We start from the raw sequence: 22,288 nt of genomic DNA, 5'->3' as shown, positions 1-22,288 counted from the left end.
CCGACTCGAAAGCGACTCCATGCCCAGCGCGTTGATCACCGGCATCACCGGCCAGGACGGCCTCTACCTCGCCGAGCTCCTGCTGTCCAAGGGGTACGACGTCCACGGACTGATCCGCGGGCAGAACAACCCCAAGCGCGGCCATGTCGAGCGTCTGCTGCCAGGGATCACGCTGCACAACGGCGACCTCACCGACCAGTCGAGCCTGATGCGGGCGCTGGCGGCCTCCGAGCCCGACGAGGTCTACAACCTCGGAGCGATCTCGTTCGTCGCCTACTCCTGGGAGAACGCCAAGGTCACCAGCGACGTGACCGGGATGGGTGTGCTCAACATCTTGGAGGCGGTCCGGCTCTTCGCCGGGGACGACCCCACCCGGACCCGCTTCTACCAGGCGTCGAGCTCGGAGATGTTCGGCAAGGTCCAGGAGGTGCCGCAGTCCGAGCGCACCCTGCTGTGGCCGCGCTCGCCGTACGGCGTCTCCAAGGTCTACGGCCACTACATGACGATCAACTACCGCGAGTCCTACGGCATGCACGCCTCCTCGGGGATCCTGTTCAACCACGAGTCCCCGCGGCGCGGACCCGAGTTCGTCACCCGCAAGATCTCCCGTGCGGTGGCCCGGATCAAGCTCGGCCTTCAGGACGAGATCGTGCTGGGCAACCTCGACGCCCGCCGCGACTGGGGCTTCGCCGGGGACTACGTCGAGGCGATGTGGCGGATGCTCCAGGCCGAGGAGGCCGACGACTACGTGGTCGCCACCGGGGAGACCCACTCGATCCGCGACTTCCTCGAGATCGCCTTCCGACACGTCGGGATCGAGGACTGGGAGCGCTACGTCCGCCAGGACCCGGCGTTCTTCCGCCCCGCCGAGGTCGACCTGCTGATCGGGGACGCCTCCAAGGCCCGCGAGCGCCTGGACTGGAAGCCGACCACGACGTTCGTCGAGCTGGTCGAGATGATGGTCGACGCCGACCTCGGGCACGCCACCGAGCGCCTCTCGGGCCGATGAGCCTGCCCGTCTCCCCCGCCGGCCCACCGACCCGGGCGTTCGTCACCGGAGCCACCGGCCAGGACGGCTCCTACCTGTGCGAGCGGCTGCTGGCCGAGGGCGTCGAGGTGCACGCCCTGCACCACGCCCCCTCCAGCCCGTCGCTGGCAGGTCAGGACTGGGCCGACCAGGTGATCTGGCACGACGGCGACCTGCTCGACGCCGCCGCGGTGACCGCCCTGATCGGCGAGGTCGAGGCGGGCGAGATCTATCACCTCGCCGGGGCCAGCTCGGTGGCCGCCTCGTGGGCCGACCCGGTCGGCACCAGCGCGCTGACCGGCCAGGGCGCCCTGACCGTCTTCGAGGCCGCCTGGTGGGTCCAGGAGCGCACGGGCGCCCCGGTGCGGGTGGTGCAGGCCTCCAGTGCCGAGATCTTCGGGACCCCGGCCCAGTCCCCGCAGACCGAGACCACGCTGATCCGTCCGGTGTCGCCGTACGGTGCGGCGAAGGCGTTCGCCCACCATCTCGCCGCCGTCTACCGGGGCCGGGGGCTCGCGGTGGCCGCGACGATCCTCTACAACCACGAGTCGCCGCGACGGCCGACCTCGTTCGTCACCCGCAAGATCACCTCCACGGTCGCCGCGATCGCGCGTGGGGAGGCCTCCGAGCTCGTGCTGGGCAACCTCGACGCCCGCCGCGACTGGGGCTGGGCACCCGACTACGTCGACGCGATGGTGCGGGCCAACCGCGCCGCCGATGCCGACGACTACGTGATCGCGACCGGGGTCGCGCACACCGTCGCCGACTTCGTCGAGGCCGCCTTCGCTGCCGCCGACATCGTCGAGTGGCAGCACCTGGTGCGCACCGACCCGGCGTTCGTCCGCCCGGTCGACCCCGCCACCCAGGTCGGCGACGCCACCCACGCCCGGACCGCGCTGGGCTGGTCCCCCACCGTCTCCTTCCCCGACGTGGTCGCCGCGATGGTCGCGGCCGACCTGGACGGGGCGCCCACCCGATGACGTGGCGCCGAGGACTGCGCTGGCTGCTGGCCGCCCTCGTGGTCGGCTTCGGGATCTGGCTGGTGTGGCACTCCACCGACGACCTCGGCGCCGCCGTACGCCGGCTCAACGCCCCGGCCGTGATCGTGGCCGGAGTCGCAGCCGTGGGCGGCACGATCGCGATGCAGCGCTCCTGGCTGGCCCTGCTCGACGGCCTGCTGGACCCGGCCGACGCACCCGATCCCGGTGCCGCCTCGCGGGTCTTCTACGTCTCCCAGCTGGGCAAGTACCTGCCCGGCTCGGTGTGGCCGGTGCTGGCTCAGATGGAGTTCGGCAAGCGCTGGGGCATCGGCCGGACCGTGATGTTCGCCGCCAACATGCTCTTCATGGCGACGATCACCGCGACCGGGATCGCCACCGGGGCACTGCTGCTGCCGTGGAGCAGCAGCGAGGGGCTGACCCGCTACTGGTGGCTGCTGCTGGCACTGATCCCGCTGGCGATCGGCCTGCACCCCCGCACCCTGCCTGCGATGCTGGACTGGCTGATGCGTCGGCTGGGCCGTGAGCCGCTCGGCATCACGCTGCGCGGTGCCGGCCTGCGCCGGGCCCTGGGCTGGGCCGCGATCGCCTGGCTGGTGATGGGCGCCCACGTGGCGATCCTGGCCAGCGCGTTCGACTCACCCGGCGTCGGCGAGGTGGCCGCCTCGATCGGGGCGATCGCGCTCGGCTGGGCCGCCGGGATCGCGTTCATCCCGGCACCGGCCGGTGCCGGGGTGCGCGACACCCTGATCGCCGTCGGCCTGACCCCGTTCATCGGCACCACCCCGGCCGTGACCGTGGCGCTGGCCTCCCGGGTGCTGCTGCTGATCGCCGACGTGGCGTTGGCGATCGTCGCAGCGCTGCGTCAGCGGGCGGTCAGCAGCGAGGTCTGATCCGGGTACGGCAGCGTCGGGGTCAGCCCCGGCAGCCGTCGCTCGACCAGACCCGAGGCGGCGATCGCGTCCCGGTAGCGCCGGCGCCGGGAGTTGTCGACCAGGATGATGCCGCCCGGTGCCACCCGCGGGGCGGCATAGGCCAGGCAGGCCTCCCGGGCCCGACCGTCCACGACGACCAGGTCGAACTCGCCCACGACGTCGTCGATGGCGTGCACGTAGTCGCTGAAGTCCTGGCCCGCGTAGCCGTCCTTCGCCGAGGTGATCAGGGGTGCCGGGCTCGCCACCGGCTCGACGACGCGCAGCGAGATGTTCTCGATGTCGGCGAACCGCTGTGCCATCAGCTCACCGAAGGACCGGTCGTTCTCCACCGTGAAGACCTCGTCCACCCGCGAGGAGAGCCACAGCGTGGAGGCGCCCGAGCCGTACTCGAACACCCGCAGCGGACGACCGCCGCGACGTCGGGCGGCCAGCCAGGCATCCACCTCGGCGATCGCGTCGTACGTCCACCACGGCACGTCGAGCTCCATCATCGCGACCGAGTCGTAGATCTTGGTCAGGCTGTGACGCCAGTGCGCCCAGCGGTCCTCCACCGGCGGCACGTCGGCCGAGGCGATGCCGGCCTTGATCAGGCCCTGGCCCGCGACCCGGGCGGAGGCGACGTAGGCCCGCTTGAGGCGGGTGGCAGCCGAGACCATCTCAGCCCGCCATCTTCTCGGTGATCCGGGCCGCGACGAAGTCGGGCACGAACGCGGAGATGTCGCCACCGAACGCGGCGACCTCCTTGATCAGGGAGGACGACACGAAGGCGTTGCTGACGGCGCCGGGCAGGAAGATCGTCTCCACCCCGGTGAGGTGGGAGTTCATCTGCGCCATCGGCAGCTCGTACTCGTAGTCGGTGGCACCGCGCAGCCCCTTCACGATCGCGACGGCGTCGATCTCGCGACAGAAGTCGACGATCAGGCCCTCGAACCCGGCGACGAAGACGTTGGGCCACGGCTCCACCGCCTCACGCAGCATCGCCAGCCGCTCGTCGGGGCTGAACAGCTTCGACTTCGAGACGTTGGTGCCGGTCGCGACCACGACCTCGTCGAAGAGCCCCGCGGCCCGACCGATGATGTCGAGGTGTCCGTGGGTGACCGGGTCGAAGGATCCTGGGCAGACGGCGCGCCGTGTCATGGGCCACACCCTAGGCGATCGGCCCGCGCCGGCTCACTCGGCCTCGGGGGCGGTGGCGTACCACAGCGTGGTCTCGCCGTACTTCTTCGAGCGCTGCTCGGAGAACCCCTCGGGCCAGGTCGGCTCGGGGCTGCGCGCCGAGCGCTCCACGACCACCAGGGCGCCGGGCACCAGCCAGCCGTGCTCGACCAGCAACCCCAGGTCGGTGGCGAGCTCGTCCTCGGTGAGCGGATAGGGCGGGTCGGAGAAGACGACGTCGTACGGCGCCGCGGGCGGCGCCAGCAGCGTCGAGGCCACCGCAGCACCGACTACGTTGGCCTTGGCGAAGCCCAGGTCGCGGGCGTTGCCGGCGATCAGGGCCGCGGTCTTGCGGTCGGACTCCACCAGGGTGACCACCCCGGCACCGCGGGACCAGGCCTCCAGGCCGACCGCGCCGGAGCCGGCGTACAGGTCGAGGAAGCGCAGTCCCTGCAACGAGCCGCACCAGGACTCGACCGCGGAGAACAACGCCTCGCGGACCCTGTCGCTGGTCGGCCTGGTCTGTGACCCCCGTGGGGTCGCGAGGCGTCGGCCGCCGGCCGATCCTCCGATGATGCGCGTCATGAACGCTCCAGATAGTCCGCTTCCGCGGATCGCTCGATCTCCCCCACCGCCCGAGCCAGCAGCGGAGCCCCCCGCAGCTCGGGATCATCGGCCAGCAGCGTCGCCGCGGCGGCACGGGCCTGGCCGATGGTCTCCTCGTCGCGAAGGACACGAAGATTGTGCAGGCTGCTCCTGCCGCCCGACTGATCGGCCCCCAGGACGTCGCCCTCACGACGCAGCTCCAGGTCGATCCGACTGAGCTCGAAGCCGTCGGTGGTCGAGGCCACGGCGGCCAGCCGTTCGTGCCCCGGAGCACCGAACTCGGCCGGGGTGACCAGCAGGCACAGGCCCGGCAGCGAGCCACGTCCGACCCGGCCGCGGAGCTGGTGCAGCTGGGAGATGCCGAACCGGTCGGCATCCATCACCACCATCGCCGTCGCGTTGGGTACGTCGACACCGACCTCGATCACCGTGGTGGCCACCAGCACGTCGATCTCCCCGGAGGCGAAGGCGCGCATCACGCGGTCCTTCTCCTCGGCGGCCATCTGACCGTGCAGCATCTGCACCTGCAGTCCGGCGAGCGGACCGCGGCGGAGCTGGTCGGTCAGGTCGGTGACGGCCGTCAACGCCCGGTTGACCAGCACCGGGTTGCCGTCCTCGTCGACGTCGACCGCCTCGGTCCACATCTGCTCGGGGTCGTCGCCGGTGATCCGCGGGGTGACGACGTACACCTGATGGCCCTTGCCGACCTCCTCGCGGACGCGTTCCCAGATCCGGGTCGCCCAGCCCGGGTGCTGGGCCAGCGGGACCACGGTGGTCTGGATCTCGGCCCGTCCGGCGGGCAGCCCGGCCAGGGTGGAGATCTCCAGGTCGCCGAAGACCGTCATCGCGACGGTGCGCGGGATCGGGGTCGCGGTCATCACCAGGGTGTGCGGCATGTTGCCGGCCTGGTCGCGCAGCGCCGAGCGCTGCTCGACGCCGAAGCGGTGCTGCTCGTCGACGACGACGAGGCCGAGGTCGTAGAACTGGACGCCCTCCGAGAGCAGCGCGTGGGTGCCGATCACGATGCCGGCCTCCCCGGTCGCCATCCGGCTGAGCACCGGGGTGCGCTGCGTCTTCGTCATGGAGCCGGTGAGCAGCTCGACGTCGGTGCCGCTGCCGAGCAGACCGCCGGCACCGAGCTCGCCGAGCATCGCGCTGATCGAGCGGTAGTGCTGCTGGGCGAGTACCTCGGTCGGGGCCAGCAGGGCCGCCTGGCCCCCGGAGTCCACGGTCCGCAGCATCGCGCGCAGTGCGACCAGGGTCTTGCCCGAGCCGACGTCGCCCTGGAGCAGCCGGTTCATCGGGAAGGAGCGGGCCAGGTCGGCCTCGATCTCGGCACCGCTGGCGACCTGGCCCTCGGTCAGGGTGAAGGGCAGCTGGGCGTCGAACCGGGCCAGCAGGTCGCCGCCGCCGGTGCGCGGCCGGGCGGCCTGGGCGCGCAGCCGCGCGTGGCGGCGCAGCAGCACCAGCTGGAGGCCGAGCGCCTCCTCGAACCGGAAGCGACGCTGGGCGGCCGCGACCTGCTCCATCGACTCCGGCTCGTGGATCCACTCGTACGCGGTCCGCTTGCCGATCAGGTCGTAGTCCTCGCGCACCCGCTCGGGCAGGAGGTCCTCGGGCTCGGCGAGCACGCTGAGCGCGAACCGGACGGCCCGGTGGACGTCGAACGTCATCACTCCCGCGGTGAGCGGGTAGATCGGGAAGAGCGGCGGCATCTCGCCGTACATGAACTCCAGCTCGCTGGTGCCCTCCTCGGCGTCACCGAAGATCACCATCTGCGGGTTGGTCAGCTGCCACTGGTTGTTGAAGACGCTGGCCTTGCCCTGGAAGAACCCCTTGGTCCCCGGGGTGAGGCGCCGCTGCTGCCACTCCGCGACGTGCTTGGACTTGGCGAAGAACGTCATCTTCAGTGCCGGCCCGTCGGTGCGCAGCACCACCTCGACCCGGAACGCCGGGCGCCCGGTGCGCCGGTCGGTGTAGCTGCGCAGGTCGGCCCGGGCGATGTCGCCGATCACGGTGAGCAGGTCGCCCTCGCGCAGCTCGTCGATCTTGGTCAGCGAGCCGGTCGGAAGGTAGCGCCGCGGGAAGTGGTGCAGCAGGTCCCCCACGGTGCGCATCCCGAACGCCTTGGTGAGCTTGTCCCCCTTGGCGTTCTTGGCGCCTAGCACCGTCGCCAGGGGCGAGTCGAGGGTGATCACTCCACGCCCACCAGCAGCGGGTACCGGCTCTGCCCGCCCTCGTAGACGGCGACCTCGATCCGCGGGTAGGTCTGCTCGACCCAGGCCGCGGTGGCCGTGGCCAGCTCGGAGGCACCCTTGTCCGCGCCGGCCACCAGGGTGACCAGCTCACCACCGGCACCGAGCAGCCGGGCCAGGATGTCGCTGGCGATCGGGGCCAGCTCGGAGCCGATCACGACGAAGTCGCCGTCCACGGCACCGAGCACGTCGCCCTCCTCGCAGGTCCCGGCACTGGTGATCGCGCGCTTGGCGGCGATCGTGACGGCACCGTGCCGGGTGTGACTGGCCGCTGCCGTCATCTCCAGCACGTCACGGTCGAAGGGCCGGTTCGGCTCGTGCACCGCGAGGGCGGCCAGCCCCTGGACCTGGGCCTGGCTGGGCACGACCTCGACCCGGATGCCGTGGTCCTGGTACGCCGTGGTGGCGGCGATCTGGGCGACCCGCAGGCTGTCGGGGTCGTTGGGCAGGATGACCACCTCGGCGGCGCCGCAGCGCTCGATCGCCTTGAGCAGCTGCCCGACCGAGGGCCGCTTGGCGGTGGCGCTGCGCACCACCTGCGCACCGGCCTCGGAGAAGAGCCGGTCCAGGCCACGACCGGCAGCCACGGCGATCACCGAGCGGCCGGTGCGGACCTTGCGGCCGACCGGCTCGCCGGCGACGATCCGACCCTGCTGGGCGAAGTGGGTGACCCGGATCCGGTGCGGCCGGCCCGCCTCGATCCCGGCCTCGATCGCGGCGCCGACGTCGTCGACATGAACGTGGACGTGCCACAGCCCCTCGCGTCCGGTGATGACCAGGGAGTCGCCCAGCGGCGCCAGCGTCTCGCGCAGCGGCGAGATCGCCTCGTCGTCGGCGGCGAGCAGGAACATCACCTCGTACGCCGGCCCCTCGGCGGTCAGGTCGCCGCCCGGTGTCTCCACCGTGCCGCGGGGCTTGCGCTCGCGGCGGCGTCGCTCGCTGCGCTTCTCCTTCTCGACCTTCTCCCCCTCGCGCTCGGCCAGGGTGCGCGGGGCGGGTGCGGGCACGAACCTGACGGTGCCGGTCAGGGTCGCCTCGGCGGCTTCGAACAGGATCGTGAGCCCCCGGCCACCGGCGTCGACGACACCGGCGTCGGCCAGCCGCTGGAGCTGGGTCGGGGTGAGCGCGAGCGCCTCCCGGGCGGCGGCGCTGGCGGCGGCGAGCACCTCGATCACGCCGACGGCGGCGTCGGTGCGGGCCGCAACCTGGGCCGCGGCGTCACTGGCGGCACGGCACACGGTGAGGATCGTGCCCTCGACCGGCGTACCGACGGCGGCGTAGGCGGCGTCGGAGGCTGCCCCCAGGGCGGCGGCAACGCAGTGCGGCACCGACTCCTCCGGGGAGCGGGCACCGAGCCGGCTCATCATCGCGCCCAGCATCTCGGCGAGGATCACCCCGGAGTTGCCGCGGGCGCCGAGCAACGCTCCCCTACTGAACGCGGCGAAGGGCGACGCTCCGTGGCTGACACCGGCCTCCAGCATCCCCGCCGCCTCGCGCAGCGCATCACGCGCGGCGGACATGGTGAGAAGCATGTTGGTCCCGGTATCGCCGTCGGGGACCGGGAACACGTTGAGGGTGTCGATCTCCTCACGCGCACCGGTGAGCCCTTCGGTCGCAAGATCCGCGAAGCGAATCATGGTCGCGAGGCTGACGGTCTGCACCGGCCCAACCATAGTCAACAGTCCGACGATTTCCGCCCAGCCGTTCGGCTGGGATACGCTCGTTCGGTTGTTCGGCCCAGGCGGGTCCTGATCCTGTCGGACAGCACAACCAGACCTAGAAGATCAACCCCAGGAGTTCACGGTGGCTGCCGTTTGCGATATCTGCGCCAAGAAGCCGGGCTTCGGCAACAACCGGCCGTGGTCCCGTAAGATCACGAAGCGCCGCTTCGACCCGAACATCCAGCGTGTCCGGGCTACCATCAACGGTACCCCGAAGCGCCTCAACGTCTGCACCGGCTGCCTGAAGGCCGGCAAGGTCTCGCGCTGACCTGACGCATTCGTGCGACGAAGCCCCCGCCTTCTGGCGGGGGCTTCTCCCATTTCCCGACCTCCGGGTTCACCACCGCCGACTTCCGGGTTCACCACCGCCGACTTCCGGGTTCACCACCGCCGACTTCCGGGTTCACCACCACCCAGATCCGGGTTCGCCCCCGCAGGGCTCAGAAGTGCGTCCACCCCGTCGGCCCGTCGTACGCCGTCCCGTCGACGCTCACCCGCGCTCCGAGCTCCCCTGCCTCGGCCACGGTCCCGATCGGGATCCAGCCCTCGGGCAGCGGCACCCAGGTCGGGAACGTCGCGAGCAGCGCGTGGTCGTCGCCCCCACTGAGCACGAAGGTGCTCGGGTCGACGTTGAGCGCCATCCCGACCGCCTGGAACGGCTCGGGGATCTCCAGCGCCGAAGTGTCGATGTCGAGGTGCACCCCCGAGGCGTGGGCCAGGTGCTCGGCCTCGGAGAGCAGTCCGTCGGAGATGTCGATCATCGAGGTGGCTCCGGCCGCGGCAGCCGCGGGCCCCGCAGCGTACGGCGGCTCGGGGCGCTGATAGGCCGCCACGACGGCCCGCGGGGAGCGGAACCCGCGCCCCAACACCGCCAGCCCGGCCGCGGCCCAGCCCTGCCGCCCGATCATCGCGACCACGTCACCGGGCTGCGCCCCCGAGCGCAGCACAGGTGCCTGCAGCACCGAGCCCATCACCGTCACAGCGATCACGATCGAGTCCGCCCGGGTGACGTCGCCGCCCACGACACTGGCACCGACCAGGGCCGCCTCCTCGGCGAAGCCGGTGGCGAAGTCGAGCACCCAGGCGGCCGGGAGCTCAGCGGGGGCGGCGATGCCGAGCGTGAGGGAGTGCGCCGTACCGCCCATCGCATTGAGGTCGGAGAGGTTCTGTGCGGCAGCGCGGTGCCCGATGTCGCGGGCGCTGGCCCAGTCCTGGCGGAAGTGGCGTCCCTCGACCAGCAGGTCGGTGGAGACCACCACGTGACCGTTGCGGATCCGCAGCAGTGCGGCGTCGTCGCCGGGCCCGACCAGAACCTGCTCCCCCTGCGGGAATCGAGCCACGATCTCCCGGATCAGTCCGAACTCCCCGAGCTCCCCCAGGGTCTTGCCGTCGATGCCATCTGCCACAGGGCCATCTCATCATGGTGCGATAGGTTGCTGGGGCAATGGCCACAGACCTCACCGGGAGTTCACCCATGTCCGTCCAGGCTTACATCCTCATCCAGACCGACGTCGGCAAGTCGGAGAGCGTGACGAAGGCGGCTACCGCCATGTCCGGCGTCACCCTGGCCGAGGCCGTGACGGGCCCGTACGACGTGATCGTCCGTGCGGAGGCCCGCAACATCGACGAGCTGGGCGCGACGGTCGTCTCGAAGGTCCAGGCCATCGACGGCATCACCCGCACGCTGACGTGCCCCGTCATCCACATCTGACGCTTCTGACGCTTCTGAAGCACCAGACCCCTGACTCATCTGACACACCTGAACCGAAAGTGCTGTACCTGAGGTGACTGACATGACCGAACTTGCCGGACCGATCGCTGTGATCGCGGGCGGCCTGAGCCACGAGCGTGACGTGTCGCTGGCCAGTGGCCGCAACATCGTCCGTGAGCTCCGCGCTGCCGGCGTCGAGGTGACGTCGTACGACTTCGACCGCAACCTGCTGCACCACCTCGAGCGCGACAAGGTCGTCGCCGCGGTGCCGACCCTGCACGGCCAGTTCGGGGAGGACGGCGAGATCCAGACCCTGCTCGAGCTGATCGGGCTGCCGTTCGTCGGCTCGGACTCGCGTGCCTGCCGGGTGGCCTACGACAAGGGCACCTCGCGCGAGATCCTGCGCCGCGCCGGCATCCCGGTCCCCGACTCGGTCGGGCTCTCGGCACAGACCTTCCGTGACATCGGCGCCAGCGCGCTGATGGAGCAGGTGATGAACCTGCTCGGCGACCGGATCGTGGTCAAGCCGACCCGAGGCGGCTCCGCGCTCGGCGTCACCGGTGTCGACGGCCTCTCCGAGCTGCCCTCGGCCCTGGTCACCGCCTACGCCTACTACGACGAGGCCCTGATCGAGCGGTTCTACCCGGGCGCCAACGTCTCCGTCGTGGTCCGCGACACCGACGAGGGCCCGAAGGCTCTGGCCCCGATCGAGATCGACTTCGCCAAGGGCCACGAGTTCGACTTCTCGGCGCGCTACACCGCCGAGTACGTCAGCCTCACCCCGCTCGACATGCCCGACGACGTCGTCGCCGCCGTCGGTGACGCCGCCGTGGCCGTGCACGAGACCCTCGGTCTGCGCGACATCTCCCGCACCGACCTGATCGTCGACGCCGACGGCTCCTTCGTCGTGCTGGAGGCCGCGATCACCCCCGGGGCCACCGAGACCTCGGTGCTGCCCTTCGCCTGCAGCGCGTCGGGCACCACCCTCGGCGAGCTCGCCGTCGACCTGATCGGTCGTGCGCTGGCGCGCTGATCGTGCGCATCGACGCCACGGGCCCCGAGTCGATCGACTCGGGGCCCGTGGTGCGTTCGGAGGCTCAGCGCAGGCCGCGCGGGCGCTCCAGGGCGAGCTGGATCAGCTCGTCGATCAGATCCGAGTAGGACAGGCCGGTGGCCTCCCACATCTTCGGGTACATCGAGATCGGGGTGAACCCGGGCAGCGTGTTGATCTCGTTGATCACCACGTCACCGGCGGGGCTGACGAAGACGTCGACCCGCGACAGTCCCTCGGCGTCGACGGCCTCGAACGCCGCGATCGCGGTCTGGCGGACCTTCTCGGCGACGTCGGCGGGCAGGTCGGCCGGTGCCTCGGCGCGCGCCTGGGTGCCACTGACGTACTTCGCCTCGAAGTCGTAGAAGTCGGCGCCCTCGGCCGCGTCCACCACGATCTCACCGGGCACCGAGGCCCGCGGGGCGGCGCCGTCACGGCCGCCGAGGACGGCGCACTCGATCTCGCGGCCCTCCAGGCCTGCCTCGATGATCACCTTCGGGTCGTGCTTCTGGGCCTCGGCGACGGCGGCCTCCAGGTCTGCCAGGTCCGTCAGATCATCGACCCGGGTGACGCCGAGCGAGGAGCCGCCGCGAGCGGGCTTGACGAAGAGCGGCAGCGCCAGGTCGGCCACCTGCGCGAGTACGTCGTCACGGGACTGCTCCCACTGACGCGGCCGCACGACGACGTACGGCCCCACCGGCAGGCCCCGCCCGGCGAAGACCAGCTTCATGAACTCCTTGTCCATCCCGACCGCCGAGGCCAGCACGCCACAGCCGACGTACGGGACGTCGGCGAGCTCGAGCAGGCCCTGGATCGTGCCGTCCTCGCCGTACGGGCCGTGCAGCACCGGGAAGACCACGTCGACCTCACCGAGCTGCTCAGGCACCGAGCCCGGCTGCAGCACCTGGAGACTGGCACCGGAGAGCAGCACGCCGCTGCCCGGCGTCGCCTCCACCTCGGGCAGCGTGGCTCCGGTGAGGGCGGCGGCGGAGAGGTCCGCGCTGCCCACGACCCACTGGCCGGACTTGGTGATCCCGATCGGCACGACGTCGTACTTCTCGGGGTCCATCGCTCCGAGCACCCCTGCCGCCGTCACGATCGAGATCGGGTGCTCCCCCGACCGACCACCGAACAACAGGGCAACACGGATCTTCTGCTTCACACCTGCGAACTTACTCAAGGGCTGCGGCGACCTCGTCGAGGCGCGCCCCACGGGAGGCCTTGACGAGAACCACGTCACGTTGGCCCAGGTGCTCGCCGAGCCAGGCGACGGCCGCGGCGTTGTCGGGCACCAGCAGCGCCTCGGACCCGGCGCCGTCGAGGATCGGGCGGGCGCCCTCGCCGACGACCAGGACCCGGTCGGCCCGCTCGGCGGCGTACGCACCGATCTCACGGTGCTCGGAGTCGGAGCCCTCACCGAGCTCGAGCATCTCCCCCAGGACCGCCACCCGGCGCCCGGGGGTCTGGATCGCTGCCAGGGCGTCGAGCGCGGCCCGCATCGAGTCGGGGTTGGCGTTGTAGGAGTCGTTGAGCAGCGTCAGGCCACTGGGCAGCTCGTGCAGCTCCATCCGCCACTGCGACAGGGTCGCGGTGGCGAGCGGGCCGGGAACGGCGTCCAGTGCGATCCCGACGGCCCGGACGGCGGTCGCCGCAGCGGCGGCGTTGAACGCCTGGTGTGCCCCGACGACGGGCAGCGCCACCTCGGCCTCGGCGTCGGCAGTGTGCAGGGTGAACGAGGCGCGACCGAGCCGATCCTGAGCCAGGTCAGCCACGCGTACGTCGGCATGCTCGGCCGTCCCGAAGGTGAGCACCTTCCCCTCGGTGAGCGCCCGCATCGCGACCACGCGCGGGTCATCGGCGTTGAGCACCGCGATCCCACCCGCACGCAGCCCCTCGACCAGCTCGCCCTTGGCATGGGCGATCGCCTCGCGGGAGCCGAACTCGCCGAGGTGGGCGAAGCCGACGTTGAGCACCATCGCGACGTCGAGCGGCGCGATGTCGGTGAGCTGGCGGATGTGCCCCTTGCCCCGTGCCCCCATCTCCAGGACCAGGAAACGGGTCTGGGTAGTGGCGCGCAGCACGGTCAGCGGGACGCCGAGCTCGTTGTTGAGCGAGCCCAGGGTGGCGACGGTGGGCGCCTGGGCGGCCAGGATCGCCGCGGTCATGTCCTTGGTGCTGGTCTTGCCCTGGGAGCCGGTCACCCCGATCACCGTGATCTCCCCGGCGGCACGCAGCTGGACCAGGACGTAGGCGGCGAGGTTCTGCAGCGCGGTCTGGACGTCGTCGACCACGACGGTCGGCAGAGCCGTCGGCCGCGAGCCCAGCACGGCCACCGCACCCGCGGCGCCGGCCTGGGCGGCGTACTCGTGGCCGTCGACGTTCTCGCCCGCGAAGGCGACGAACAGCGCACCCGCCTCGGCGGTGCGACCGTCCAGGACGGCCGGTGCCGTGACGGTGACGCCGGCGGCCTCACCGTGGACGGTGCCGCCGACGACCCGGGCGATGGTGTCCAGGTCGAGCGGGATCATGCCGTGGCCGCCTTGGTCGACATCCGCAGCGCCCACTCGACGGCGACGATCGCCACCAGCGGCAGCAGCGAGACGAAGTAGAGGCCGATGTAGATGGTGGCGATCATCAGCGCGGCCATCAGCAGGAAGAGCGTGGCCGTCGAGGTGATCATGAAGCGCACCGCCCGGCTGTCCCAGACCAGCGGGGTCGCGGCGTCCCGCAGCGGCACCGAGCGCGGCCAGAACAGCCACAGCAGCGCGGCGGGGAGGGAGAGCAGCCAGATCACGCAGCCGACCACGGAGGCCACCGCCAGGATGAGGAAGCCGACCCGGTCCGGTGAGCCCTGCGCGGAGCTCGACCGCTTCACGGCGACGGCGCACCCGGGCTGGTATCCGCCCTGTTGGGCGACCCTCGTCCAGCGGACTCCGGCGGCGGCGGTGATGACGAACTGAGCGGCGAGGATGAACCAGATCATGGTGCCGCCACCCTACTGGCGTGCGCCCCCAGAACCCAGGTCGGCACACTGGACCCTATGACCGCGTCACCCGATCCGACTGTGCCGACCACCCCGAACCTGCTCAAGCCCGCCACCGTCGCCGTGCAAGCCGGTCGTCCCCCGCACGAGCCCGACCAGCCACTCAACCACCCGATCACGATGGCCTCGACGTACGTCGGCGGCGGTGACAAGGAGTACGGGCGCTACACGAACGACACCTGGGTGGCGTTCGAGTCCACCCTCGGCGCCCTGGAAGGCGGGCTCGCCCTCACCTTCTCCAGCGGCCAGGCCGCGACCGCGACGCTCCTCGACCTGGTCAACGACTCCACCGTCGTCGCCGGGCAGGCCTACCTCGGCACCATCGGCCAGCTCTCCGACCTGGAGGCACGCGGCCGGATCCGGACCAGGCTCGTCGACATCGCCGACACCGAGGCCGTGATCGCGGCTCTCGACGACGACACCGCGCTGCTGTGGATCGAGTCGCCGACCAACCCCGAGATGCGACTGGCCGACCTGCCCGCCCTGATCGCCGCCGCCCACCAGCGCGGCATCCGGGTCGTGGTCGACAACACCCTGGCCACGCCGGTGCTGCAGCAGCCGCTGGCGCTGGGCGCCGACATCGTCGTGCACTCGGTGACCAAGTACCTCGCCGGGCACTCCGACGTGAACCTCGGCGCCCTGGTGGTCACGGACCCCGACCTGTGGAAGGTGCTCAAGGGCCGCCGGGACCTGATCGGTGCCGTACCTGGTCCGTTCGAGGTCTGGCTCGCCCTGCGCGGCATCCGCACCCTGCCGCTGCGGGTCAAGGCCGCCTCGGCCAACGCCGCCGAGCTGGCCCGTCGGCTCGAGGCGCATCCGGCGATCACCGAGGTGCGCTACCCGGGCTCGGGCGCGATGCTGGCCGCCGTACTGCCCTCGGCCGGTGCCGCCGAGCTGCTCACCCACTCCACCACGCTGTGGGTGCACGCCACCTCCCTCGGCGGCGTCGAGTCGACCTTCGAGCGTCGCCGGCGCTGGGCCGGCGAGTCGCCCGACGTGCCCGAGGGCCTGGTCCGGTTCAGTGTCGGCATCGAGGACGTCGACGACCTGTGGGAGGACCTGGCCTCGGCGCTGTCGCTGCTGGAGGGCTGACCCGGGGGTCAGTCGCTCAGATCGCGACCCTCAGTCGGTCGGTCGCCCTTCGGGCGACTACCTCCCTCGCTCGGCACGACACGCGAGCAAGCTCGGTGTCGGCCTGCCGCCCTCCGGGCGGCTTGCTCCCTCGCTCGGCACGACACACGAGCAAGCTCGGTGTCGGCCTCGCTCAGTTCGCGACGCTCAGTCGGTCTCCGCCTTGGTCGGCCGCTCCAGCATCGCGTCGATCAGCTCCCCCGCGGTGAGCCGCCCGGCGACCACGTCGTCGACGGCGGCCACCAGCGGGTGGTCGACCTCGCAACGCTCGGCCAGTGCCCGCAGCGAGGCACAGGACTTGGCGCCCTCAGCCACCTGACGGGTCTGGGCGACGACGTCCTCGACGCTCATCCCCTGGCCCAGCTTCTCGCCGAACGTACGGTTACGTGAGAGCGGCGAGGAGCAGGTGGCGACCAGGTCACCGAGGCCGGCCAGGCCCATGAACGTCATCGGGTTGGCGCCGAGCTTCATCCCCAGACGCGCGGTCTCGGCCAGGCCGCGGGTGATCACCGTCGCGGTGGTGTTGTCACCGAAGCCGAGGCCCACCGCCATGCCGGCCGCGATCGCGACCACGTTCTTGTAGGAGCCGCCGATCTCGCAGCCCACCACGTCGACCGACGTGTAGGGCCGGAACGCCGGGCTGTGCACCCGCGCCTGGAGCATCTTGGCGACCTCCTCGTCGGCGCAGGCCACCGTCGAGGCGGCCGGCTCGCGCAGCGCGATCGGCTTGGCCAGGTTCGGGCCGCTGATCACCGCGATCCGCTCCGGACCGGCGCCGGTGACGTCGGCGATGACCTCGCTCATCCGATCCAGGGTGCCGAGCTCGACCCCCTTCATCAGCGAGACGAAGGTGACGCCGTCGCCGATGTACGGCGCCCACTCGCGCAGGTTGTCGCGCAGCGACTGGCTGGGCACCGCCAGGACGGCGATGTCAGCGCCCTCGAGCGCCCGCTCCGGGTCGTGGGTGGCCGTGATCGCCTCGGGCAGCTCGATGCCGGGCAGGTAGTCAGGGTTGGTCCGGGTGGCGTTGATCGCCTCGGCGAGCTCGGGGCGACGCGCCCACATCGTCACCTCGTTGCCGGCATCGGCCAGCACCGTCGAGAACGCGGTCCCCCAGGAGCCGGAGCCGAAGACGGCGACCCGGCCTGCACGTGCGGCGCTCACGCCTCGGACACCCCGTCCGAGCCGTTCGCTGCGCCGGGATCGGCCTGCTCCTTCTGCTCAGCCGGCTCAGTCTTCGCAGCCTGCTCGGCCTCGCGGGCCGCCTTCCGGGCCTTGCGCGGGTCATAGAGCTCGGCCGGCGGCTCCTCACCGCGGATGTCGGCGACCAGGCCGACGATCGCGGACATGATCCGGTCGGTGGCGAGGTTGACGTCCTCGACCGCCGGTCGATCACTGTGCTCGAGATCGCTCAGGTCGATCGGCGTACCGACCTTCATCTGCACCAGCTTGCGCGGGAAGGGCCTGAACTTCTTCTCGTAGCCGTTGAACAGGAACTGGGCACCCCACTGCCCCACCGGGATCACCGGTGCGCCGGTGGCCAGCGCGATCCGGGCCGCACCGCTCTTGCCGACCATCGGCCAGCCGTCGGGGTCCTTGGTGATCGAGCCCTCGACGTAGACCACGATCAGCTTGCCGTCGTTGACCGCGTCGATCGCCGCCTTGAGGGCGTCGGCACCGGCCGAGGCACGCTCGACGGGGATCTGGCCGGCAGCACGCAGCACCGGGCCGACCACCTTGATCTTGAACAGGCTGGCCTTGGCCAGGTAGCGCGAGAGTCGGCCGTGATCCCAGGTGATGTGGGCCGCGGTCAGCGGGTCGATGTGGGAGACGTGGTTCATCGCGAGGATGACGCCACCGCTGGTCGGGATGTTCTCGGCACCCTCCCACCGCTGCTTGGTGGTGGCCTTGAGGAACGGCTTGACCAGCGGAACGCTCACCGCATATCCGAGATCGAGCTTCTCACTGAGTTTCCGGTACTTGCCCACGATCGGCCAGATTACCGCCTCACCCTGCCAGGCGCCCTCTACCGCGACCTGCAAGGATCTGAGGGATGTCCTCGACCCACGAATCCGGCACCACGCAGCCCACCCATGTGGTGCTGCTGCCGGTCAAGCCTCCGGCGCGGGGCAAGTCCCGGCTGCGTGGGATCCCTGACGACGTACGTCGACAGCTGGCCGAGGCCTTCGCCCTGGACACCGCCACGGCGTGCCTGAACACGCCCGGCGTGGGCGCGGTGCTCGCGGTGACCGACGACGCTGCGTTCGCGACCGACCTGGCGGCGGTGGGCTGCTTCGCGATCCCCGACGGCATCACCGACGACCTCAACGGGTCGCTCCGGCTGGCGGCGGCCGAGGCGGCGCGGCGCTGGCCGACGCTTCGACCGGCGGCGCTGCTCGGCGACCTGCCCGCCCTGCGTCCCGTCGATCTCACCGTCGCCCTGGCCTCGGCACCGCCGACGCTGGCGGCGTACGTGGCCGATGCCGACGGTCTGGGAACGACGCTCTACACGGCGCCGATCGGGCTCTTCGACCCGCAGTTCGGCGGTGGCTCCCAACAGCGCCACCAGAACGCCGGAGCGCTCTCCATCACCGGCCCGCTGGCCTCCCTGCGTCGTGACGTCGACGACCTGGACGCGCTGGGCAAGGCCCGCGAGCTCGGGGTCGGCCGGTTCACCGCCGCTGTGGTGGCGCGCCTGCCCTGAGGGCTCTGAGGGGCTCTGAGGGGCTCTGACCGGGCTGGCTGTCTCCGACCGCGCTCACCCCCCCCTCCCCGGACCCGCCTGCGGGCCGCCCCACCAGGGACGGCCCGCAGGCGCGTGGCGGGGTCAGGCCTTCTTGGCGGCCTTCTTCGCGGGGGCCTTCTTGGCCGCGGTCTTGGCCGGAGCGGCCTTCGTCGCAGCAGCCTTCTTGGCGGGGGCGGCCTTCGTGGCGGCCGCCTTCTTCGTGGCGGCCGGGGCTGCCTTCTTCGCCGCAGCGGTCTTCGCCGGAGCAGCCTTGGCGGGAGCAGCCTTGGTGGCGGCGGTCTTCGCCGTCGATGCGGCGGCAGCGGCCTTCTTCGCCGGGGCGGCCTTGGTCGCCGCCTTCTTCGGGGCGACCTTGGTGGCGGCAGCCTTGGCGGTCGCGGCGCTCTTGGCCACGGCACTCTGCACCGGCTTGGGGGTGACCAGCTTGGGCAGCTTCTTGGCCCCCGAGACGACGTTCTTGAGGTCGGCGCCGGCGGTGAACTTCGGGACGTGGGTCTTCTTCGCCTTGATCCGGTCGCCGGTCTGCGGGTTGCGCACCCACCGTGCCTCGCGGACCCGCTTCTCGAACGAACCGAACCCGGTGATGGCGACCTTCTCACCATCGGCCACGGCACGAGTGATGGTGTCGAGGACCGACTCCAGCGCGTGGGACGCAGCCTTCTTGTTTCCGTCGAAGCGCGCGGAGAGCGCCTCGACAAGCTCAGACTTGTTCACGATCGACCTTTCAGTTCAGCTCGCGCCGGGCGTGGATGCCCGCCGTCGTCTTGAACGCTAACCACGGTGTGGCCTTCCGCACACCACAACGTGGCGTGTCGCACTGCCACATCCGGTGATTTCAGGTCAAATCGGCCGATTTCTCAGCCCTGCAACGAAAAAACGCCGCCGCGGGCCCCGTTCCCGGGGCCTGCGGCGGTCGTCGTACGGTCGCCTCTCAGCCGGCCATCGTCACTGCGTGACGGCCTTCCAGCTGAACCGCGTCGCCTCGTAGGCGGCGATGTCGTCCTCGTGCGAGAGCGTGATGCCGATGTCGTCGAGGCCATTGACCAGACGCCACTTGGTGTACTCGTCGATCTCGAACGGCGCGTCGACCTCGCCACCGGCGGTGGTGATCCGCTGGTTCTCCAGGTCGACGGTGACCGCGGCGCCGGGCTGGGCGTCGAGGTAGTCCCAGAGCCTCTCCACGACGTCCTCGGTGACGAGCGCGGTCAGCAGACCGGCCTTGCCGGAGTTGCCCCGGAAGATGTCACCGAAGTTGGAGGAGATGACGGCCTGGAACCCGTAGTTCTGCAGGGCCCAGACGGCGTGCTCGCGCGAGGAGCCGGTGCCGAAGTTGGGACCCGCGACGAGGACGGTGCCCTCGCGGTAGGCGTCCTGGTTGAGGATGAAGTCGGCGTCGCCGCGCCAGGCGGCGAAGAGGCCGTCCTCGAAGCCGCTGCGGGTGACCCGCTTGAGGTACTCCGCGGGGATGATCTGGTCGGTGTCGACGTCGCTGCGTCGCAGCGGGACGCCGGTGCCGGTGTGGGTGGTGAACTTGTCCATGTCGATTCCTTCTAGCGCGTACGCGGATCAGGCGTTCGCCGGAGCGAGGTCGGCGGGCGAGGAGAGGGTGCCGCGCACCGCGGTGGCCGCGGCGACCGGGACGGAGACCAGGTGGGTGCGACCACCCTTGCCCTGGCGGCCCTCGAAGTTGCGGTTCGACGTCGACGCGCTGCGCTCGCCGGCACCGATCTTGTCGGGGTTCATGCCCAGGCACATCGAGCAGCCCGCACCGCGCCACTCGGCACCGGCGGCCAGGAAGATCTTGTCCAGACCCTCGGCCTCGGCCTCGAGCCGCACCCGGGCCGAGCCGGGAACGACCAACATCCGAGTGCCCTCGGCCACGCTGCGACCCTCGAGGACGGCGGCGGCGGCCCGCAGGTCCTCGATCCGGCCGTTGGTGCACGAGCCCACGAAGACGGTGTCGATGTGGACCTCGCGCAGCGCCTCACCGGGGGTGAGGTCCATGTAGGACAGGGCGTTCTCGGCGGCGGTGCGCTCGATCGCGTCGTCGAAGTCGGCCGGCGCCGGGACGGTGCCGCCCAGCGGCGCGCCCTGGCCCGGGTTGGTGCCCCAGGTGACCCACGGCGTGACGTCGGCGGCGTCGAAGACGACCTCCTTGTCGAAGGTCGCGTCCTCGTCGGTGACGTACGTCTTCCAGTGCTCGACGGCCTTGTCCCACTCGGCGCCCTTCGGCGACTCGGGCTTGTCCTTGAGGTAGGCGAACGTGGTCTCGTCGGGGGCGATCATGCCCGCCTTCGCGCCCCACTCGATGCTCATGTTGCACACCGTCATGCGGCCCTCCATCGAGAGCTCGCGGATGGCCTGGCCGCGGTACTCGACGATGTAGCCCATGCCGGCACCGGTGCCGAGCTGAGTGATGATGTAGAGGATCAGGTCCTTGGCGGTCACACCGTCGGGCAGCGATCCGTTGACCGTGACGGCGAACGTCTTCGGCTTGGCCTGCGGCAGCGTCTGCGTGGCCAGGACGTGCTCGACCTCGGAGGTGCCGATGCCGTGCGCGATCGCGCCGAAGGCGCCGTGGGTGGCGGTGTGGGAGTCGCCGCACACGATCGTCATGCCCGGCTGGGTCAGCCCCAGCTGCGGGCCGACGACGTGGACGATGCCCTGCTCGATGTCGCCGAGCGGGTGCAGCCGTACGCCGAACTCCTCGGCGTTCTTGCGCAGCGTCTCGATCTGGGTGCGCGAGATCGGGTCCACGATCGGCTTGTCCCAGTCGAGCGTGGGAACATTGTGGTCCTCGGTCGCGAGAGTGAGATCGGGGCGACGGACCGAACGGCCCGCGAGCCGGAGGCCATCGAAGGCCTGCGGGCTGGTCACCTCGTGCACGAGGTGGAGGTCGATGTACAGCAGGTCAGGCTCGCCCTCCGTCGAGCGCACGACGTGTTCGTCCCAGACCTTCTCACTCAGCGTCTTTGCCATGAATCGGAGCATACTCTTGCATTCCAGGTGTTGAGACAATTAGTCTCGCACTATGGACACCGGTAGTGGAGTAGGCGTGCTGGACAAGGCCGCTGCGGTCTTGACGGCACTCGAGTCCGGGCCCGCGACCCTTGCGGCGCTCGTCACGGCGACAGGATTGGCCCGACCCACGGCCCATCGTCTCGCCGTCGCCCTGGAGCATCACCGTCTGGTCGCCCGCGACCTGCAGGGGCGCTTCGTGCTCGGCCCGCGGCTCGCCGAGCTCTCTGCCGCCGCCGGCGAGGACCGCTTGCTGGCCACCGCCGGCCCGGTGCTGGCCCGGCTGCGCGACATCACCGGCGAGACCGCCCAGTTGTGGCGCCGCCAGGGCGACATGCGTGTGTGCATCGCAGCCGCAGAGCGCCCCTCGGGCTTGCGTGACACCATCCCGGTCGGCTCCCAGCTCACCATGCGTGCCGGTTCGGCCGCCCAGGTGCTGCTGGCCTGGGAGGACCCCGAGCGGGTCCACCGTGGCCTGCAGAACGCTGCCTTCTCCGCCGCCGCCCTGTCAGGCATCCGCCGCCGTGGCTGGGCACAGTCGGTCGGCGAGCGCGAGGCCGGCGTGGCCTCGGTCTCGGCCCCGGTCCGCTCCCCCGGCGGCAAGATCATCGCCGCGGTCTCGGTCTCGGGCCCGCTGGAGCGCCTCACCCGCCAGCCCGGCCGGATGCACGCCCCGGCGATCATCGCCGCAGCGGAGCGCCTGTCGGAGTCCTTGCGTCGAGCTGCTGAATAGCCGAATTCCGGGTTCACCACCGCCGAGATCCGGGTTCACCACCGCCCAGATCCGGGTTTCTCACCGCCGAGTTCCGGGTTTCTCACGCGCGCCGGGACGCCGCGTGCTGAACCCGGAATTCACCCGTGGTGAACCCGGATCTCAGGCGTGGTGAACCC

At 71.1% G+C, this 22,288-nt stretch carries 23 protein-coding genes; 9 read left to right on the top strand and 14 right to left on the bottom strand.

From position 1 onward, the window contains the following. Positions 1-19 precede the first annotated feature (19 nt). From gmd to Q1V88_RS07665, 3 genes are read left to right on the top strand one after another with little or no spacing between them, the layout of a single operon-like run. Entirely contained in the window at positions 20-1,009 is a 990-nt protein-coding gene (gmd, locus tag Q1V88_RS07675; RefSeq protein ID WP_300680108.1) for a GDP-mannose 4,6-dehydratase, read from the top strand. Then, positions 1,006-2,007: a GDP-mannose 4,6-dehydratase gene (locus Q1V88_RS07670; protein ID WP_300680105.1), complete on the top strand. Its 1,002-nt coding sequence runs from the start codon at positions 1,006-1,008 to the stop codon at positions 2,005-2,007. Before gmd ends, Q1V88_RS07670 begins: the two co-directional genes overlap by 4 nt. Continuing rightward, entirely contained in the window at positions 2,004-2,918 is a 915-nt protein-coding gene (locus tag Q1V88_RS07665) for a lysylphosphatidylglycerol synthase domain-containing protein (RefSeq protein WP_300680103.1), read from the top strand. The genes Q1V88_RS07670 and Q1V88_RS07665 overlap by 4 nt, the downstream gene beginning before the upstream one ends. On the opposite strand, the gene Q1V88_RS07660 is transcribed toward Q1V88_RS07665, so the two are convergent. Genes Q1V88_RS07660 through Q1V88_RS07640 form a run of 5 tightly spaced genes read right to left on the bottom strand, consistent with a single transcriptional unit; the run spans position 2,891 to position 8,613 of the window. Then, on the bottom strand, positions 2,891-3,616 hold the full coding sequence (locus tag Q1V88_RS07660) for a class I SAM-dependent methyltransferase (protein ID WP_300680100.1): 726 nt from the start codon (positions 3,614-3,616) through the stop codon (positions 2,891-2,893). The genes Q1V88_RS07665 and Q1V88_RS07660 overlap by 28 nt on opposite strands. 1 nt (position 3,617) lies before the next feature. Then, positions 3,618-4,097, bottom strand: coding sequence for a pantetheine-phosphate adenylyltransferase (gene coaD / locus Q1V88_RS07655; protein ID WP_300680097.1), 480 nt, complete (start codon positions 4,095-4,097; stop codon positions 3,618-3,620). Between the two features lie 33 nt (positions 4,098-4,130). After that, positions 4,131-4,700 (bottom strand): 16S rRNA (guanine(966)-N(2))-methyltransferase RsmD, encoded by a 570-nt coding sequence (gene rsmD, locus Q1V88_RS07650; protein WP_300680094.1) that lies wholly within the window; start codon positions 4,698-4,700, stop codon positions 4,131-4,133. Beyond that, positions 4,697-6,919, bottom strand: coding sequence for an ATP-dependent DNA helicase RecG (locus Q1V88_RS07645; RefSeq protein WP_300680091.1), 2,223 nt, complete (start codon positions 6,917-6,919; stop codon positions 4,697-4,699). The genes rsmD and Q1V88_RS07645 overlap by 4 nt, the downstream gene beginning before the upstream one ends. Beyond that, positions 6,916-8,613 (bottom strand): DAK2 domain-containing protein, encoded by a 1,698-nt coding sequence (locus Q1V88_RS07640; protein WP_300680089.1) that lies wholly within the window; start codon positions 8,611-8,613, stop codon positions 6,916-6,918. The genes Q1V88_RS07645 and Q1V88_RS07640 overlap by 4 nt, the downstream gene beginning before the upstream one ends. 166 nt (positions 8,614-8,779) lie before the next feature. Here Q1V88_RS07640 and rpmB point away from each other — a divergent pair, with 166 nt between their 5' ends. Beyond that, positions 8,780-8,965 carry a 50S ribosomal protein L28 gene (gene rpmB, locus Q1V88_RS07635; RefSeq protein ID WP_165229619.1) on the top strand — a complete coding sequence of 62 codons (186 nt, stop codon included), beginning with the start codon at positions 8,780-8,782 and terminating at the stop codon, positions 8,963-8,965. A 172-nt stretch (positions 8,966-9,137) separates the two neighbouring features. On the opposite strand, the gene Q1V88_RS07630 is transcribed toward rpmB, so the two are convergent. After that, the gene (locus Q1V88_RS07630; RefSeq protein WP_300680075.1) at positions 9,138-10,103 is read right to left on the bottom strand and encodes a thiamine-phosphate kinase; all 966 of its coding nucleotides are present in this window, start codon (positions 10,101-10,103) and stop codon (positions 9,138-9,140) included. A gap of 68 nt (positions 10,104-10,171) precedes the next feature. Between Q1V88_RS07630 and Q1V88_RS07625 the strand changes: the two genes are divergently transcribed. Then, positions 10,172-10,408 carry an Lrp/AsnC ligand binding domain-containing protein gene (locus tag Q1V88_RS07625; RefSeq protein WP_300680072.1) on the top strand — a complete coding sequence of 79 codons (237 nt, stop codon included), beginning with the start codon at positions 10,172-10,174 and terminating at the stop codon, positions 10,406-10,408. An 82-nt stretch (positions 10,409-10,490) separates the two neighbouring features. Beyond that, positions 10,491-11,441 (top strand): D-alanine--D-alanine ligase, encoded by a 951-nt coding sequence (locus Q1V88_RS07620; protein ID WP_300680069.1) that lies wholly within the window; start codon positions 10,491-10,493, stop codon positions 11,439-11,441. A gap of 64 nt (positions 11,442-11,505) precedes the next feature. On the opposite strand, the gene Q1V88_RS07615 is transcribed toward Q1V88_RS07620, so the two are convergent. From Q1V88_RS07615 to Q1V88_RS07605, 3 genes are read right to left on the bottom strand one after another with little or no spacing between them, the layout of a single operon-like run. Continuing rightward, on the bottom strand, positions 11,506-12,621 hold the full coding sequence (locus tag Q1V88_RS07615; RefSeq protein ID WP_300680066.1) for a D-alanine--D-alanine ligase family protein: 1,116 nt from the start codon (positions 12,619-12,621) through the stop codon (positions 11,506-11,508). A gap of 10 nt (positions 12,622-12,631) precedes the next feature. After that, positions 12,632-13,987, bottom strand: coding sequence for a UDP-N-acetylmuramoyl-tripeptide--D-alanyl-D-alanine ligase (murF, locus tag Q1V88_RS07610; RefSeq protein WP_300680063.1), 1,356 nt, complete (start codon positions 13,985-13,987; stop codon positions 12,632-12,634). Next, positions 13,984-14,442, bottom strand: coding sequence for a hypothetical protein (locus Q1V88_RS07605; protein WP_300680060.1), 459 nt, complete (start codon positions 14,440-14,442; stop codon positions 13,984-13,986). Before Q1V88_RS07605 ends, murF begins: the two co-directional genes overlap by 4 nt. 57 nt (positions 14,443-14,499) lie before the next feature. Here Q1V88_RS07605 and Q1V88_RS07600 point away from each other — a divergent pair, with 57 nt between their 5' ends. Next, positions 14,500-15,594: a PLP-dependent transferase gene (locus tag Q1V88_RS07600; RefSeq protein ID WP_300680057.1), complete on the top strand. Its 1,095-nt coding sequence runs from the start codon at positions 14,500-14,502 to the stop codon at positions 15,592-15,594. 186 nt (positions 15,595-15,780) lie between these two features. On the opposite strand, the gene Q1V88_RS07595 is transcribed toward Q1V88_RS07600, so the two are convergent. Together Q1V88_RS07595 and Q1V88_RS07590 are read right to left on the bottom strand one after the other, a co-directional pair. After that, a complete protein-coding gene (locus Q1V88_RS07595) occupies positions 15,781-16,797 on the bottom strand; it encodes an NAD(P)H-dependent glycerol-3-phosphate dehydrogenase (protein ID WP_300680054.1) in 1,017 nt (338 codons plus the stop codon). After that, a complete protein-coding gene (locus Q1V88_RS07590; protein ID WP_300680052.1) occupies positions 16,794-17,573 on the bottom strand; it encodes a lysophospholipid acyltransferase family protein in 780 nt (259 codons plus the stop codon). The genes Q1V88_RS07595 and Q1V88_RS07590 overlap by 4 nt, the downstream gene beginning before the upstream one ends. A gap of 113 nt (positions 17,574-17,686) precedes the next feature. Here Q1V88_RS07590 and Q1V88_RS07585 point away from each other — a divergent pair, with 113 nt between their 5' ends. Then, on the top strand, positions 17,687-18,337 hold the full coding sequence (locus Q1V88_RS07585; RefSeq protein ID WP_300680049.1) for a 2-phospho-L-lactate guanylyltransferase: 651 nt from the start codon (positions 17,687-17,689) through the stop codon (positions 18,335-18,337). Positions 18,338-18,460: 123 nt separating this feature from the next. Here Q1V88_RS07585 and Q1V88_RS07580 read toward each other — a convergent pair whose 3' ends face one another. The 3 genes from Q1V88_RS07580 to leuC all read right to left on the bottom strand — a co-directional run bounded on the left by Q1V88_RS07580 (position 18,461) and on the right by leuC (position 21,358). After that, positions 18,461-19,093 (bottom strand): HU family DNA-binding protein, encoded by a 633-nt coding sequence (locus tag Q1V88_RS07580; RefSeq protein WP_300680046.1) that lies wholly within the window; start codon positions 19,091-19,093, stop codon positions 18,461-18,463. Positions 19,094-19,324: 231 nt separating this feature from the next. Then, positions 19,325-19,918 (bottom strand): 3-isopropylmalate dehydratase small subunit, encoded by a 594-nt coding sequence (leuD, locus tag Q1V88_RS07575; protein ID WP_300680044.1) that lies wholly within the window; start codon positions 19,916-19,918, stop codon positions 19,325-19,327. A 27-nt stretch (positions 19,919-19,945) separates the two neighbouring features. Next, positions 19,946-21,358, bottom strand: a complete 1,413-nt coding sequence (gene leuC / locus Q1V88_RS07570; RefSeq protein WP_300680042.1) for a 3-isopropylmalate dehydratase large subunit — start codon at positions 21,356-21,358, stop codon at positions 19,946-19,948. Positions 21,359-21,410: 52 nt separating this feature from the next. Here leuC and Q1V88_RS07565 point away from each other — a divergent pair, with 52 nt between their 5' ends. Then, the gene (locus tag Q1V88_RS07565; RefSeq protein ID WP_300680040.1) at positions 21,411-22,130 is read left to right on the top strand and encodes an IclR family transcriptional regulator; all 720 of its coding nucleotides are present in this window, start codon (positions 21,411-21,413) and stop codon (positions 22,128-22,130) included. Positions 22,131-22,288 lie beyond the last annotated feature (158 nt).

Source organism: Nocardioides sp., assembly GCF_030150155.1.
GTDB lineage: Bacteria > Actinomycetota > Actinomycetes > Propionibacteriales > Nocardioidaceae > Nocardioides.
This window is presented reverse-complemented; position numbering and strand designations above follow the sequence as displayed.